Origin of the sequence: Natronococcus sp. A-GB7 (genome assembly GCF_029688865.1) — an archaeon.
In the GTDB taxonomy this organism is placed as follows: domain Archaea; phylum Halobacteriota; class Halobacteria; order Halobacteriales; family Natrialbaceae; genus Natronococcus.
In genome coordinates, this window is sequence record NZ_JARUKV010000006.1 from 153,441 (window position 1) to 168,848 (window position 15,408).

11 protein-coding genes and 2 pseudogenes are annotated in these 15,408 nt (G+C 63.8%); 4 read left to right on the forward strand and 9 right to left on the reverse strand.

What is annotated here, in order from left to right; all coding sequences use genetic code 11:
• Positions 1-147: 147 nt before the first annotated feature.
• From aglF to QA609_RS07620, 4 genes are all read right to left on the reverse strand, one after another.
• Entirely contained in the window at positions 148-879 is a 732-nt protein-coding gene (gene aglF, locus QA609_RS07605; protein WP_278301997.1) for a UTP--glucose-1-phosphate uridylyltransferase AglF, read from the reverse strand.
• A 303-nt stretch (positions 880-1,182) separates the two neighbouring features.
• Positions 1,183-2,412 (reverse strand): threonine synthase, encoded by a 1,230-nt coding sequence (thrC, locus tag QA609_RS07610; protein WP_278301998.1) that lies wholly within the window; start codon positions 2,410-2,412, stop codon positions 1,183-1,185.
• A gap of 561 nt (positions 2,413-2,973) precedes the next feature.
• Entirely contained in the window at positions 2,974-4,353 is a 1,380-nt protein-coding gene (locus QA609_RS07615; protein WP_278301999.1) for an ATP-binding protein, read from the reverse strand.
• 99 nt (positions 4,354-4,452) lie between these two features.
• Positions 4,453-4,695: a hypothetical protein gene (locus tag QA609_RS07620; RefSeq protein WP_278302000.1), complete on the reverse strand. Its 243-nt coding sequence runs from the start codon at positions 4,693-4,695 to the stop codon at positions 4,453-4,455.
• 299 nt (positions 4,696-4,994) lie between these two features.
• On the opposite strand from QA609_RS07620, the gene QA609_RS07625 reads away from it, so the two are divergent.
• Positions 4,995-5,594, forward strand: a complete 600-nt coding sequence (locus tag QA609_RS07625) for a hypothetical protein (protein ID WP_278302001.1) — start codon at positions 4,995-4,997, stop codon at positions 5,592-5,594.
• A gap of 506 nt (positions 5,595-6,100) precedes the next feature.
• Here the strand turns inward: QA609_RS07625 and QA609_RS07630 are convergent.
• From QA609_RS07630 to QA609_RS07645, 4 genes and pseudogenes are all read right to left on the reverse strand, one after another.
• Complete coding sequence (locus tag QA609_RS07630) at positions 6,101-7,228, reverse strand: M14 family zinc carboxypeptidase (protein WP_278302002.1); 1,128 nt, start codon at positions 7,226-7,228, stop codon at positions 6,101-6,103.
• Between the two features lie 392 nt (positions 7,229-7,620).
• Entirely contained in the window at positions 7,621-8,898 is a 1,278-nt protein-coding gene (locus tag QA609_RS07635; protein WP_278302003.1) for a S8 family serine peptidase, read from the reverse strand.
• Between the two features lie 246 nt (positions 8,899-9,144).
• Positions 9,145-9,399: pseudogene (locus QA609_RS07640) on the reverse strand (UDP-glucose 4-epimerase); the annotation flags it as partial.
• A 258-nt stretch (positions 9,400-9,657) separates the two neighbouring features.
• Complete coding sequence (locus QA609_RS07645) at positions 9,658-11,001, reverse strand: regulatory P domain-containing protein (protein ID WP_278302004.1); 1,344 nt, start codon at positions 10,999-11,001, stop codon at positions 9,658-9,660.
• 795 nt (positions 11,002-11,796) lie between these two features.
• Here QA609_RS07645 and QA609_RS07650 point away from each other — a divergent pair.
• Positions 11,797-12,075 carry a hypothetical protein gene (locus QA609_RS07650; protein WP_278302005.1) on the forward strand — a complete coding sequence of 93 codons (279 nt, stop codon included), beginning with the start codon at positions 11,797-11,799 and terminating at the stop codon, positions 12,073-12,075.
• A gap of 187 nt (positions 12,076-12,262) precedes the next feature.
• Here QA609_RS07650 and QA609_RS07655 read toward each other — a convergent pair.
• Positions 12,263-12,424, reverse strand: a pseudogene (locus QA609_RS07655) (UDP-glucose 4-epimerase); the annotation flags it as partial.
• 545 nt (positions 12,425-12,969) lie between these two features.
• On the opposite strand from QA609_RS07655, the gene QA609_RS07660 reads away from it, so the two are divergent.
• Complete coding sequence (locus QA609_RS07660) at positions 12,970-14,280, forward strand: nucleotide sugar dehydrogenase (RefSeq protein ID WP_278302006.1); 1,311 nt, start codon at positions 12,970-12,972, stop codon at positions 14,278-14,280.
• 1 nt (position 14,281) lies between these two features.
• Positions 14,282-15,358 carry a glycosyltransferase family 2 protein gene (locus tag QA609_RS07665; protein ID WP_278302007.1) on the forward strand — a complete coding sequence of 359 codons (1,077 nt, stop codon included), beginning with the start codon at positions 14,282-14,284 and terminating at the stop codon, positions 15,356-15,358.
• Positions 15,359-15,408: the final 50 nt, after the last annotated feature.

A 15,408-nucleotide genomic window follows, 5' to 3' on the forward strand; every position in this document is an offset into this window, starting at 1 on the left:
GCAGGTTCCGACTATCACTGCCAGCGGAAAATAGGCATCTCCCGACGTGCCGGCAGTCACTGACCGGTGTGCAGACGCTGACGTCCTCCCTCTCGCTCGATACCTGGTTGCCAGAGTCGGTCGGTTAGGCTGCGGTGGCAGCGGGCGTCAGTCGGCCGTCGCCGGAACCGTCTCCTGGAGGCGCTGTTCGGCCTCCTCTCGGTCCTCCGGGTAGCCGACGTCGATGCGCCAGCCCTCGAGGCCGATCGCGTCGATGGTGCGTCCGCTCTGGATCAACAGGTCGACGGCGTCGCTGATCTCGTACTCGCCGCGGTCAGAGGGCTGAACGAGGTGACAGGCGTGGAAGATCGCGGGCGTAAAGGTGTAGAACCCGGTCATCACGAGATTGGATGGCGGGTCGTCGGGCTTCTCGACGACGTCCGTGATCTCGCCGTAGGCGTTGGTGTCACAGACCCCGTAGCGGGACGCCTCGTCCCAGGGGACCTCCTCGACGAGGAAGGCCGCGTCCGTGCGGTTTTCCTGTTGACGGCGGACGACGTCCTCGAGGTTCGCCTCGAAGACGTTGTCGCCCAGGATCAGCATGAAGTCGTCCTCGATGTGGTCTTCGACACACAGCAGGGCGTGGGCGAGCCCGTCCTGTTCGCGCTGGTGGGTGTACGTGATCGGGACGCCGCGGTACTCGTCGCCGTAGTGGTCGATGATTCGTTCTTTGAGGTAGCCGACGACGACGATCAGTTCGCTCGCGCCCAGCTCGACGAGCTGATCGAAGCAGTGCGTGAGGATCGGCTCCTCGTCGATCTCGACCATACCCTTCGGTTTGTCCTCGGTCAACGGTCTGAGTCGGGTTCCCTCTCCGGCGGCGAGTACGACAGCTTGCATAGTCCCGACGGATGTGTTCATGATATAATAGGTTTTTGGACTGATGAAAGTTTCAGCAGCGGGAACGTCGGCGGCGATTTCGACGTTCGGTTTCGTCGATGCAACTTCCGAGAGTCGGCACCGACTTCCGGGGAGTTCAGATCGAGGGCGCGAGTCCCGAAGCGCGCGGGTCGAGAGTCGCGCTCGAGCGGGTCGTCCGGTCCCGGTCGATGCGCTCCCGACCGCCCCCGCTGCTGTCGACGTACCACGGTCATCGCGCGACGAAGCCCTGGGTGCTGGGGCCCGCGCCCGACCGGGAGCGCGTTACTCGTCGACGCGATACCGCCGTTGAACCTCGCCGAGGTCCGGCTGGATCTCCGTCGGACTGCCGGCTGCCTCCATCGCACTCGTCGTGTCTTTCAGTCCGGAGCCAGTGACGACGGCCAGGACCGACTCGTCGCCGTCGATGATCCCCTCGGCGAGTGCGGCCCGAATCCCGGCGATCGGCGTCGCTCCGGCGGGTTCGGCGTAGAGGCCCTCGGTGCTGCCGAGCGTTTGCGCTGCGTGCAGGATCTCCTCGTCGCTGACGACGACCGACGTCCCCCCGCTCTCGTGGAGCGCTCTGGTCGCCTTCACCGTGTTGCGCGGCCGGCCGACGGCGATACTGTCGGCCAGCGTCTCCGCGACGTCGTCGCTCGAGTCGTGCTCGTGGAAGGCGTCGTGGATGGCGCGTGCGCCCTCGGCCTGGACGCCGAGCATCTTGGGGGTGTCGTCGACGTAGCCCAGGTCGTAGAACTCGCGAAAGCCCTTCCAGCCGCCGGCGATCGTACAGCCGTCGCCCATCGAGAAGACGAGCCAGTCGGGGACCGCTTCTCGTGTCTGCTCGGCGAGTTCGTGGCCGACCGTGCGTTTGCCCTCGACCTGGAAGGGGTTGATCGCCGCGTTGCGGTTGTACCAGCCGTACTCCCGGGTTACGTCCATGCTGAGGTCGTAGGCCTCGTCGTAGCTCCCCTGGACGGCGAGGACGTCGGCCCCGTAGACGAGCGGCTGGGCCAGTTTTTCTTCGGGTGCATCGCCCGGTACGAAGATCCGACAGTCGAGCCCGCCGCGGGCGGCGTAGCCGGCGAGCGACGCCGCGGCGTTGCCCGTCGACGCGCAGGTCACGATCTCTCGGCCGGCGTGGGCGGCCTTCGTAACCGAGACGCTGGTGGCCCGATCCTTCAACACGCCCGTCGGGTTGCGGCCGTCGTCTTTGACGCGCATGTCGACGCCCAGCGCCTCGCTGAGTCGCGGGGCGTCGTGGAGCGCCGTGCCCCCCTCCTGCAACGTCACCGGCTCCGCATCGTCGGCGACGGGCAGGAACGCCCGATACTTCCACTGGTTCTCGATTCGGCCGTCGAGCGGTTCGTCGAAGCGCTCGTCGATAACGTCGTAGTCGTAGGTGACCTCGAGGATCCCCTCGACGCCGGGATGGTTCGAACAGGTGTAGATGAGTTGGTCGGGCTCGTACGTCTCGCCACAGCGCGTACACTCGAGCGCTCGGACGTGTTTCATGGGTGGAACACGAACGGCGGGCGGGAGAAGGTTTCCCTCCTGTGGACGGTCCTGTCCCGCCGAGAAGGCGCTCGTTCCGTCCCTCGATCGGCGGCTCAGTATTCGGGTGACGCGGTCGACGGCAACGGATCGACTCGATACGCCCCGGTCACGGCGGCCGCCGCCGAGGCAGGTGTGAGCCGCCCTCTCCCGGTGGAACCGCGGACGCCCGGCGGGGCGCTCGAGCGGACAGGCCCCGGCGGTGCACCGAAGAGACTGTTCCCCCTCGAGGATCGCCTCGAGGTTGTCGAGCAGCCGGCGAGAACGACTGAAACTGCGTTTCCATACCCCCGATGGCCACCTTCGGGGCAAAAGCCCACGAGAACCGGCCAGTGGTGTCGGCGTCGCCGACGCGTCCGTGCAGGTTCGGGTCCCGTCCGATACCGATCGGCTCTTCTCTCGGTGGCGCTGCTCGAGTCGCCACTGCGGGAACGGTCGCGCTCGGTCGGCGATCAGTGGCCCGATCGGCACCGTCGATCGACGAAGCTACCCACAAGATCGGCCAGCTCCTGCCCGCTCTTACTACGAGTCAGTGATATCAGACAATCTAAATAATCGGAGATCGTCACGCTCGGACACAGCTTCCTGTACTGATTGTGTTGCACCACTCCGTGTGAACAACGCGTATTCCGCGTCAACTTCGCCGGATTCCGGCGTCCAGCGAATCTCCGACGCGTGGTCTTCGAGTGAGGACAGCGCACTGTAATCCAGTGGCGAGTTCGTGAACTTGCACTCTCCCACGACCATCGTTCCGTCCGTGGTGAACCCAACAACATCCACTTCATGTTCCTTATACCACCAGCGGCCGATATTGAGGAACAGTTTCTCTGGATACAGGCGTGGGAGGGCATCCTGGCAAAGCGTTTCGAACTCTTGACTGACGAAATCTGGGAGTTCTGGCTCGATAACCGCTTCGTAGGCGTCTTCACCTAGACGTTCGTATCGATCCTCGTTGCCGTAGACGAAACGGAACCAGAAGCGAAAGAGTGGATCCAGGAGTCGATAGCGTCCGCGGCGTGACGTCGCTTTCTCCTCGGTGATCGGAACTTCTCGTTCAATGAGCCGCAACCGTTCTAACTTCTGCGTGTACGTCGAGATCTGTTTCCCGTCGATTCCCACCGTTTGGGCAATCTCGTTCGATGTCGTCTTCCCCGCGGCTATTGCGGTGAGAATCGCGAAGTACCGATTCGGGTCCGTGAGCTCGGTCCGGAGGACGTATTCTGGTTCGTTGTGGAGATATCCTTTCTGAGAGAGCACCTCCTTCGTGAGGACTGTCCCGAAGTTTCGGTTGAGATCGATACCGTCGAGATAGTACGGCACACCACCAAAAATCCCCCACGCGAAAACCCGCTCTTCGGGGGAGTACTCGTCCGGGAGGAACTCTTGTGCAGCGGCAACGTCGAGTGGTCGGACATCAAGTTTCTCGGTGAAGCGCCCGTACAGGGGGCTGTTCCCGAGAAGCGTCGCTTCTTCCATCATGCTGATCGATGACCCAACCAGAACGAGTGTTCCCGACGTGTTCCGGAATCGCTGGTCCCACAGTCGCTGAATGGCCGAGGGAAGACTCTCCTCGGCGTCAATCAGGTACGGAAATTCGTCGAGGACGACGATCCCGTCTTGGTCACCGAGATACCCCAAGAGGGCTTCCCAGTTCTGCTTGATATCCGTAATTCCTGGAAACGTGTCGGCAGCGACGTCGACGAACTCGTCGAGTTGTATCTGTGACGTGGTTTCCGTAGCCTGGTAGACAACGGCGTCATCGCACTCGGCAAGCGAGTGCTGGACGAGTTGTGTTTTCCCAAGGCGCCGCCGGCCGAAGATGACGACCATCTCAGCGTCGTCGGAGTCGTAGCACCTGCGGAGCCGTGAGAGCTCATCTTCCCGGTTGACGAAGCGCTCCATGTCTACCGGTTATCACACCAGAGGATAATACTTCCGAGTAGCCTATTTCAAAATAGGCTATTCTGAAATTGGTTAGCCACTCAGCAGTGCTGCTCTTCCTCAGACTCGTTCGACTCGAGGGAATCGGAGCTCCGCGACCGGAACAGCGATCTGGCCGCGGTCGGAACCGCCCAGCCCACCAGGCGAGGGGTCCATCTCGTCGGCACGGTCGTCGGACTTCCCCTCGTCTGCGTCGGCAATCGACCGCTCGTCGATGCCGTCGTAGTCGTGCGTGACCTCGAGAATCCCCTCGACGCCGGGACGACGTGTAGCGGAGTTGGTCGGGCTCGTCCGTCTCGCCACGGAGCGTCCACTCGAGCGCTCGGACGTGTTTCATGGGTGGAACACGAACGATGGGCGGGAGACGGTTTCCCTCCCGTGAGCGGTCCTGTCCCGCCGAGAAGGCGCCCGTTCCGTCCCTCGGTGTGTCAGTATGCAAGTGACGCGGTCGACGGCGACGGATCGACTCGAGACGCCCCGGTCACGGCGGCCGCCGACGAGGCAGATGTTGCATGTCTCTCGGTGGAACCGCGGCCACGACGCTCGGCGGGCAAGGCCCTGTCGGGCACAGAGCTATCAGACTCGAGGGGCAACCTTCCGGTATGGCAGACGATAAACGCGGTCGAAACAAGCAAGCACGCAACGCCGAGAGACGCCAGCGAGAGCGCGAGGTCGCGGCGGAACTGGAGCGCGGGGACGAGGCGGAGCCACCGGTGGACGCGGGGGAGCTCGCCGATTTCGAGGCGGAGCTCGAAGCGGTGACGTTCCCGGCGACGGGGACCGAGGTCGTCGCGGCGGTCGGCGACCGCGAGATCGAATCGGTCGACGGGAGCTACCGTCTCGAGGAGCTGGTCCCGGAGACGGACGAGGAGACGTTCGACGCTCCAGCCGCCGTCCTGGTGCAGGTACAGCGACCGACGGTTGCCGGGGCCATGAAACAGGTCCTCGAGGCCAGCACGACGCTTCGGAATCCGGCGTTCAGTCCGGCACAGCGCAAGGCGTACGAGAAGACCTTCCGGGCGCTCGCAGCGGTCGACGCCGTCGACGACGACGAAGGGATCCAGGCCATCAGCGACTGGATCGTCGAGCGAATCCACGACAAAGAAGCGCTCCCGTCGTCTCGGGCGGTACGCCGAGAAGCGGCGAAGTTCTGCCGGGCGAACGGCTACGAGGTCCGAAACGACGAGTGGCTCGGGATCTAGACGGGCGGTCGGTGAACTGATACGCGCCCACTAGCCGAAACCGGGATTTTTCTCGCGGGAAGCGGCTCGTTCGGTGGTGGAACCGCGACGGGAGTTATCGTGTTCCTCGAGCGGGACGACGAGGCGTCCGACTACGGGTGGGGTGAGGACACGTCCGGGAACCGCGAGGAGTGATTCCAGTCACTGCAGCCTGCTTGGACCTCCGAGCGACAGCGTTGTCGAGACGCAATCGCCTCCGCTCCTCGATTGCGGTGGACCGTGTGCCGTCTGTTCGGCAGACTACTGAACTCCGACACCTAGTGTTCAGCAACTCTCCAGTGCTTCGCATCCGCGGTCGGTCACCCCCGTACTCGGCGGTGCACGTCAGCGATCGACCGTCGGGACGCCCTCCGGCTCCAGGTATTTCAGCGGGAGTCTCCTGGAGTCAGCCTCTTTACCCCTCCACTGGGTGTCTGGTTCGTCCGGTCGTGAAACCGACGGAGGGTAGTTGAACGCGCTCCGTCGGCTTACTCCGGTTCGGGGCGGTACCCTTCGTCCCACGGCCACCACCACGCGTCACCTCGATCCGGGATCTCCTCGACGCGGTCGGGATCGAGATCGTCGAGCGAGCCGTCAGCAGTTCCTTCGAGCAGGGCCGCGTTTTCCTCGCGCATGATGCGGACCATCTGGCCCTCCATCCGATTCCCTCGGTCGTCGATCTGGCCGGTCATCTCGTTGAGGATACTCCCGTAGCCGTACGCGCCGTGGGCGTTCCGTGCGATGTTGAGCGTGGTCCCACCGGGATAGACGGTTACCGCCGCGTTGGCGAAGCCGTCGGCCCGGTCGTACATCGCGACGTTCATCCGTCGGGAAAGCTCGTGTCCCTCCGGGTTTCTGTCGACCGCCCCCTCGTTGATGAACCAGTAGTTCGACGAGTGGTGCATGTCGCCCGGGTTGTAGTCGCCGCCGTGATACATGAACGACTGCGTGTGGAGGTCGGCGACCCACTCCGGCTCGAGGGGGACGACGTAATCGAGCATCGCCTGCGTCTCCGGCGACGGGTTTTCGTCCGGAATGCCGACATCCGGATCGAACTCGTCTTCATCGGCGTCGGCGAGAAACTCCTCGTCGAGATTGAAGTAGTGCTGTCGGTTCGGGTCGGCCGGTCCGGACTGTTCTCCGAAGTACGGGTCTTCCCAGGTGTAGTCGTCGGGACGAGCGTTGCGTCGCTGGTTGCGCATCGCGCCGTCCGGATTGTGCATCGGGAGGACGTGGACCGTCAGGTTCTCACGGACGGTACGCGCGAGGGGCGTGTTCGTCGTCGCGATCTCACGGAGGTCCTCGAGAATCGCGTTGGTCCCGGTCGGCTCGTCACCGTGCTGTTCGGTCGTAAAGAACACGTCGGTGTCGCCGCTCCCGACGCGGGCGACGGTCAGCTCGCGTCCCTCGAGGCTGTCACCGATGTCCTCGAGCTCGAACGCCCCTCTCGCCCGCCGCTGGAGGGAATCGAGTTCGTCCTGAACGTCTTGATGGGTGTAGAATCGTTTCGTCTCCTCGCGTGGCAACGGGTCGGACGCGCTGACGACGTTCGTCGCGAACGCACCGGTTCCGACGATCCCGCCCAGCATCTTGAGTGTATTTCGTCGTGTTCTCATGGTTCACACCTTCCGAAGATGTGGTAGGTTGTATTATAACGCATCTTATGAAGTTAATTGATAGCTGCAGCATCTAAAAATCCATAGGTAGTTATCTACACTAATTTTTGCAGAACGGTCATGCATCGATCCGGTGAACCGTGCCGTCAGTCCGACTCTCTGCCCTTCTCTACACTGACGTAATCGGTGTGGAACTCGTTGGTTCTGTACTTTCTCGCCGGCGCTGTAGGCCGATTCACTGGCCCATCGGCAAGGGTCGCACGCGATCACAGCGACTCACCGAACCGGTCTCGATCGTCCGTGTTCTTCGAAAGTCAGAGCGGACCACCCACCTTCGAGTCGTTCGGTTCGAAATAACCAGCAGGATCGATTCGAGCCCGGTTCCGTCCGTCTCAGAACCGTTCGACCGTGTTCAGCGCGTTGACCCGGCCCGCGCCGAGTTGGGCGTCGCCGCGGTTTTCCGCGACCTCCGCCCCCTGTCGGATCGCCTGGAGCACCTGCTGTGGGTTCGCGTCAGGGTCGAGTTCGCGGACGAGCGCGGCGAGGCCGGTGACCTGTGGCGCCGCCATCGATGTCCCAGCCAGCCACGTGTACCCGTCAGGGTACGTCGAGAACACGAGGTTGAGCGGGTACGGCCACTCGACGTCTGCGTCGGGATCGAGGGTTTTCTCCTCGGTTTCGTAGCCGCCGCCGGGCGCGCCGACGTCGACGTCGTTTCGGCCCCAGTTCGAGTAAAACGTGAGTTCGTCGTTCGGGCCGGTCGCGCTGACGCCGATCACCCCCGAGAGGCCGTTCCAGAGCCGGAGCCAGCCGCCCTGCAGGTCGGTCTCGTCGTTGCCGGCCGACCCGACGTACAGCGTCCCCTCGCGTCGCCCGGCGTTTGCGACCGGTTCGAACATCCGTCGGTACATCCCGACGTTCTCGTCGAGGTCGGCGAACTCCTGTGGGGCCATCATGAAGCCGAGGCTGATGTTGGCGGCGTCCGCGCCGACGTCGGCGGCGTGCTCCATCCCGACCATGATGTCGCCGAACGTGCCGGTGCCGTAGCCCAGCACGTCCACGGAGACGAGCGTCGCGTCGGGGGCCGTTCCCGTCATGTGGGCGTCGCCCGTCGCCGCGACCGTTCCGGCGACGTGCGTGCCGTGCCCGTTCGGGTCGCCCTGGTGGTCGACGATCTCGCCGTCGACGACGGCGGCGCTGGCGTCGGTGTCCAGGTTCGGGAGATCGGGGTGGGCCTCGTCGACACCGGTATCGATGATCGCAGCCGTCGTGCCATCTCCTGTAGCGTGTTCCTGGGCCTCACGTACGTCCTGTCGCTGCTTGTCCCAGAGGAGCTCGTCGTAGACGCTATCGGGGTCGTCCGGAATCGCGTCGTGGTCGTCCTCGAGCACCGGGCCGAGCTCGAGCGCAAGGTCCCGCAGGGTAGCCGTGACGCCGGTGACGTCCTCGAGCGTCTCGGCCGCATCGTCCGGGCCGGTAACCAGCAACACGTCACCACCGGCGAGTTCGTTCAGCACGTCGAACCCGGCGGACTCCACGTCGGCTCCGTTCCCGTTCGTCCGTGCGATGTACCGTGCCCGACCGTCGTCCGCAGATGCCACTCCGGCGACCGCGAGCGTCGCGCTTGCTGCTCCGATTCCCCTGATCACGGACCGTCTGTCGAGTTTCATGCTGCGATCGAATTCCCAACAGACTAGTTATTATTCGTTCCTGTGAACTTCATTAATCGAAATAATGGGAACAATTAGGTTCGGTCGTGAGAAGCGAGGCCGAGGAACTCCTCCAATCAGTTGCGACTCGAGCCGGAGCAGTCAGCGAGGCGTTCCATCGGCCGTCGACGGCTCGAAGGGCACTTCGTCGCCAGCGAGTCGATCGCGAGCGAACTGATTCCGGGGTCGCCAGCGAGGTCGACGGCGTCAGGACCGACGCACGAGCGGTTCGTACCACTCGCGGTTGGTTTGGTACCAGTCGATGAACTCACGGACGCCCTCGCGGATATCCCGCGTGGGCTCGTCGCCCAGCAGCTCGTTGGCTTTCGAGATGTCGGCGTGGGTGTGTTCGGCGTCGGCCTTTCGAGGGTTGGTGTACTCGAGCTCGAGTTCGGACGCGAGTTCGTCGCGGATCACTTCGGCAAGCGTCTCGATATCGATGCTGTCGGTGCTGCCGACGTTCCGATCGGACAGTCCAAGCTCAATTTCTCCTCCGCTGGGAACTCACCTGTTCCGTCCCTCAATCGGTATCTCAGTATACTGATCACGTGAAGAGGTCGACGGCAACACGGATTGAACCGGTCGCACTCCGGTCACCACGGCTGCCGACGAGGCAGGTGTCGAATCCGAGCCGACCCCCACCGGTCGAACCGCGGCTACGACGCCCGGTAGGGCGCTCCAGCGAGCAGGCCAGTCCACCGGTGTTGCACTGGAGCGACCTTACCCCTCGAGGATCGCCTCGAGGTCGTAGTAGTTGCCGGGACCGCCGCCGTCCCGGCCGCGGGCGGCCTTCCCCGAGACGCTGAACGTGTAGACGCCGGTGTTGCTGTCGGTGACGAACGCAAAGTCCCGGGCCTCGTTGTAGAACGCGCCCCAAGCGTACGGCGTGACGTCATCGATCCCGTCGTCGGTCGCATACCGCTCGGTCGGCGTCGGCTCCGTGGGGTCAGTGATGTTGGCGACCCAGGCACCCTGGCTGTAGCCGCCGTCGACTAACAGGACTTCGCCGCGGTCGTAGACCACATCGTGGAAGTGGGTCGTCCAGGCCCCTGGATACTCCTCCTGGTCGCGCGCGTCGGGCGAGTGCGTGAACCCGATCGGCTGGGGGTCCTCGAGGCTCCCCTCGTCCCAGCCGGTGTCGAAGACGTGTTTGCCGCCGGGGATACCGCCGAACTTCTCGTCACCCATAATCGCGAGCTCGCGTTCAGGCTCGGGGTGGATCTGGTGGGCCAGCTCGAACCCCGGCTCGCCGATCGCGGTGTAGTTGGGCTGCTTTTCGTAGTCGAAAAAGCCCAGCTGGGTCGGGTCCCGTGGATTGGAGATATCGAACGTGACGTAGCCGACGGTCTCGCCGATGATGTAGGCGGCGTGCAGCGCCTCGCGGCCGGCCTCGACCTCGCAGTCGTGGCAGTACCCCGGCGGGCCGAACGGTTTGATAATTTTTGGGTTGCGGGGGTCACTGATGTCGACCGCGATGAGTCCCGGCTCGTCGGTCACCTTGTCGATCAGGTACAGCACCGGCTCCTCGGGATGTTCGGTGAACTTGTGGACGCCCATGTTCGGGGTCTCGAGATACGCGAGGACCTCGGGGTCCTCGGGGGAGCCCTCCTCCCAGTCGAAGTCGACGATCTCGATGCCGAACTTCCCGTCCGGGTCCGGTTCCGGATCGAAGAACGACCCCTCGTCGTTGGCCTCGAGGGCCCGGACGTAAATCCCCTCGTGGTTCGGATCGAACTTGACGTCGTTCGAGCGGGTTTCCTCGTTCGGCGGCGCGAGCTCGTGGACGAGTTCGGGATTCTCGAGATCCGAGAGGTCGTACAGCGAGCTGATGACGGCGCTCTCGCCGGCGAAGCTACTGGCCCCACCCCAGGTGCCGTCCGCGTTGACGTGTCCGAACGTGTACGTGACGTGGTCCGGATTCTCCGCTGGCGGGAGCGCCTGGCCGAGCGGCGTGAGCCGACCCCGCGTCCGGCGCCGATCGTGGCCCGGCGGATCCGTGCGGGCGGCTGTTACACTGCTTGCGAGCCCCGTCGCGGCCAGTCCGGCGATTCCCGTTCGCTTCATGAACGTACGGCGTGGTGTGTCTCTCATGATCGCTTACCGGTGTTGTCCCGGTAGCGGGCATTTCACACGGAAAATAATAACACCAGGATACTCTCTTCAATACTTGAATTAAGGACGAAGGATTATCGAATACGGTCTCGAAGATTTGAAACTCAGATGCAGCCGTCCGCTCCGTCGACGGTGGTCGCCTGGGCTGGCTGGGCTTGCGGGCGGTACCCACTCCTGTCTGGGCGGGAGTCGCCAGTGCTCGCGGTGATCAAAGCGGGTCAGTGCCGCTCCCGGCCACGCCCGGCGATCGCCAGACTCGGGGTCGACGGCGGGGAGGCCCCCGGATGGCTGGACCAGGTCGTTCCGTGCCGGCTGTCGCCGACGCCTCGATGCCGGCGCGGTACGGCGACGGGGACCCCCCGCCTCGAGTACGCTGGCTCTCTCGACGATCTCGGTGATGCTGCCCCAGGGCTTTCTCTGGCGGCTCGAGCGGACGGGACCTCGAGGACCTGCTCGATCGAGACGCTCCCATCTCCGGTGGTTTCACGCCTGCGCTGACTCCCACCGGGATCGATACGACCCCTCGAGAGCCGGTCACCGATGAGAGCGATGCGCGGGGAGCGGGGTGCAGGTCACCATTCGCTTGCTGTCGCCCTCTCCAGTGGAATCACTGAAGCGACCGAATTATCCACGCATTATTATACAGAAATTTTATAAGTAGAGAGAACAATAACATGATTGGAAGGGTGCCACAATGAATTCGACTAATTTCCGACAGCCAGCAGGGAGAGGACGCGACCGTGGGTGGTGGTCCACATCGGAGACGCCGTGGACGACCCGCCGACGAACTACGCGGGACGGTTGCAGACCCAGCGGGACGAGAGCATGACCGGGGACGCGTCCTCAGAGGGGTACGACCGGCGCTCGCACCTCCGGGCCCGGGCGACGGACGCGCTCGCGGAACTGGCGTTCGTCGCGCCCCAGCTCGCTCAGGTGGATTATCCGGCCATCGCGCGGCAGTTCGAGGACGAGGACCTGCAGGCTATCCAGGAGGCCGCCGAGCAACTGCGGGAGCGCGCGGACTGACAGAAAGCTAGCGGAAGCCCACCCGTTTACGGGTGGGTCAGAGCGGTAGGCACAAACCGCGAAAATCACGTCGGTGATCTCGCGGACCCAAGCCGATAGCAGGGAGAACGAGCTTCGAGAACAGCCGTCAGTCCCATCTCATCTGGCGTCGCCGTTCGAGTCGAAGAGGCGAGCCGCGAAGGTCGCGTTAGGAGCGACGCACGAGCGGCTCGTACCATTCCCGATTGATCTGGTACCAGTCGATAAACTCGCGGATATCCCGCGTGGGCTCGTAGCCCAGCAGGCCGTTGGCTTTCGAGATGTCGGCGTGGGTGTGTTCGGCGTCGGCTTCTCTGGCTTCGGTGTACTGTGCGCGAAAGCGCTCGTGGATCGCGTGAAACGCCACTGATTCACACACGGCGGAAGGACGATACCTCGGTTCGACGGTGGGTGTACGGCTGGTTCGGTCGTGGCCAGAGTTGTGGGCGTCCCCCGGAAGTAGATCGACCCCTCGAGGTCGCGGGGACCAAATGGTCGATCCCGGCCGTAGCTGGAGAGCGCGCCTCGGTCGACACGACCGGGCTCGGGTCCTCGTCCTCGCATCCCGGTCGTGTTCGCTCTCCTTGTCGGTTCGGGCTTCGCCCAGTCGTCTCAGTTTCACTGAACGATCGATCAGCCAAAATCGCGTCCAACGAGGAGGTTTCGTCCGGAAAGGACTCTTTCTGTGACTCTCTTGAAACACTAGTTATTTGTGCTTCGCCAGCTATTTGCTCTTCGTCTAAGAACATTGGTTCGACTTGACTGTCGCTGGAATCGATCTTATCTCGGAACGCAAATGAGCTCCCCACACAGCACCCTTGAAGACGCACCGAGCATCGAGACGACGACCACCGGGCACCCACGGAGGGTCGAGACGTGAGCGAGTATCAGTACGAGGGGCCGCTCAAAACGACCACTAGCGTCTGCGTCGTCGGCCTGGGCTACGTCGGCCTCCCGCTGGCCGCGGCGTTCGACGCCGCGGGCAACGACGTCACCGGGTTCGACATCGACCCCGAGAAGGTCGAGACCCTCGAGTCCGGCGTCGACCCTACCGGCGACGTCGGCGACGCGGCGATCGCGGACGGCGAGATCGAGTACACCGCCGACAGCGCGGCGATTGCGAACGCGGAGTTCGTTATTGTGGCGGTGCCGACCCCCGTCGATGACAACGAGAAACCGAATCTGGGAATCGTCGAAGGGGCGGCACGGACCGTCGGCGAGAACATGACCGAGGGGACGACCGTCGTCCTCGAGTCGACGGTGTATCCGGGCGCGACTCGAGAGGTGTTCGTCCCGGCCCTCGAGGAGGCCTCCGGGATGACCGCGGGCGAGGAGTTCGGCGTGGGGTACTCGCCCGAACGGATGGTGCCCGGCGACACCGACCACGGCCTGGCGAACGTCGTCAAGATCGTGAGTGCGTTGACCGACGAGAGCCGCGACGAGCTCGTGGAGCTGTACGGCACCGTCGTCGACGCGGGCTTACACGAGGCGCCGACGATCGAGACCGCCGAGGCCGCCAAGTGCGTCGAGAACACCCAGCGCGATCTGAACATCGCGCTGGTGAACGAGCTCGCGATGATCTGTGACGAGCTCGGCCTCGACACTGAGGCCGTCCTCGAGGCCGCGGGCACGAAGTGGAACTTCCACGACTACGAGCCCGGCCTGGTCGGGGGCCACTGCATCCCCGTCGATCCGTTCTATCTGCTGTACGAGAGCGAGCGTCAGGGCGTCGACCCCGAACTCATCCGCACGGGCCGCAAGGTCAACGAGTCGGTACCCGACCACGTCGCCGACATGACCATCCGGGCGTTAAACGAGAGCGAGAAGGTCCCGAAGAACAGCCGCGTGCTGGTCGCGGGCCTGTCGTACAAGTCCGACGTCGGCGACATTCGCACCTCGAAGATCGACCAGGTCATCGAGGAGCTGCGGGGGTACGGGATCGAGGTCATCGGCTTCGACCCCCACGCCGACCCCGAGGCGACGCGGGCGGCGTTCGACATCGAGATCCAGGACGCGTTCGACGTCACCGACTTCGACGGGCTCATCGTCGGCACGCCACACAGCGAGTTCCACTCGTTGTCACCGGTAACGCTTGCCGATCAGATGGCCGACGACCCCGTCATGATCGACATCGACGGACTGTTCGCAGCGCAGGCAGCCGAGCTGTTCACCTACCGGAGGTTGTAACATGTACCGTGAGCACACGATCGGCGTCGTCATCCCGGCGTACAACGAGGAAGGGTTCATCGGCGACGTGATTCGGGCAATGCCCGACTACGTCGACCGCATGTTCGTTATCGACGACTGTTCAAGTGATGGGACGTGGGACGAGCTCCTGCAGGCCGCCCGCGAGGACGCCGGCGTCGGCGAGTCGTTCGTCGAGGCCAGCGGGGAAGAGCTCGAGTACGCCAAGGAGGCCCGCACCGACGGCGGCGGGATGCTCGCCGAGCGCGCGATCGTCCACGACCCCGTCGGACGGGTGGTGCCGATCGAACACCGCGAGAACCTCGGAGCGGGCGGGGCGATCAAAACGGGGTATCTGGCCGCTCGAGACGCAGGTGTGGATATCACCGCCACGGTGGATGGCGACGGCCAGATGGACCTCGAGCAGATGACGCGGCTGCTGGATCCGATCGTCGACGACGAGGCCGACTACGCGAAGGCCAATCGGTTGCTGTACAAAGAGTTTCGGTCGGATATGCCGCCGTTCCGGTTCTTCGGGAACTCCATCCTGACGTTCCTGACGAAGATCGCCTCGGGCTACTGGAAGACGATGGACCCACAGAACGGGTATACGGCGATCTCGAGTTATGCATTAGAGAACGCCGGGCTTGAGGAGCTCTACGAGTACTACGGCTACTGCAACGACCTGCTGATCAAGCTCAACGCGAAGGGGATGCGCGTCGCCGACGTCGCAATGCCCGCACGCTACGGCGACGAGGAGTCCTCGATCTCGTACCCGAGCTACATCTGGAACGTTTCGGGGATGTTGCTGCGGGGCTTCCTCTGGCGGCTGAAGGTGAAGTATCTCGTGTTGGACTTCCATCCGCTCGCGCTATTTTATTTCTTTGGGGCCGGGACAGCCGGTCTGGGAATCCTGGCCGGCATCTGGACGTTGTATACCGGACTGTTCCTCGGCGAGTCGCTGTTTATGCGCGGCACGGGGAGCATGATGCTGTTCACGATGGGCAGCATGTTCCTGATGTTCGCCATGCTGTTTGATATGCAGGTCAACGAGGGGCAGGAGACGCAGGTTCGGGAATAGACGCAGCGAACGAACCGAAAATCGATTCTGAATTCCGCAGTCGGTCGAGT

Bases quoted from the DNA above. Each gene is read 5' to 3' on its own strand.
- aglF (WP_278301997.1), bottom strand. From the start codon at position 879: ATGCAAGCTGTCGTACTCGCCGCCGGAGAGGGAACCCGACTCAGACCG.
- thrC (WP_278301998.1), bottom strand. From the start codon at position 2,412: ATGAAACACGTCCGAGCGCTCGAGTGTACGCGCTGTGGCGAGACGTAC.
- QA609_RS07615 (WP_278301999.1), bottom strand. From the start codon at position 4,353: ATGGAGCGCTTCGTCAACCGGGAAGATGAGCTCTCACGGCTCCGCAGG.
- QA609_RS07625 (WP_278302001.1), top strand. From the start codon at position 4,995: ATGGCAGACGATAAACGCGGTCGAAACAAGCAAGCACGCAACGCCGAG.
- QA609_RS07630 (WP_278302002.1), bottom strand. From the start codon at position 7,228: ATGAGAACACGACGAAATACACTCAAGATGCTGGGCGGGATCGTCGGA.
- QA609_RS07635 (WP_278302003.1), bottom strand. From the start codon at position 8,898: ATGAAACTCGACAGACGGTCCGTGATCAGGGGAATCGGAGCAGCAAGC.
- QA609_RS07645 (WP_278302004.1), bottom strand. From the start codon at position 11,001: ATGAAGCGAACGGGAATCGCCGGACTGGCCGCGACGGGGCTCGCAAGC.
- QA609_RS07665 (WP_278302007.1), top strand. From the start codon at position 14,282: ATGTACCGTGAGCACACGATCGGCGTCGTCATCCCGGCGTACAACGAG.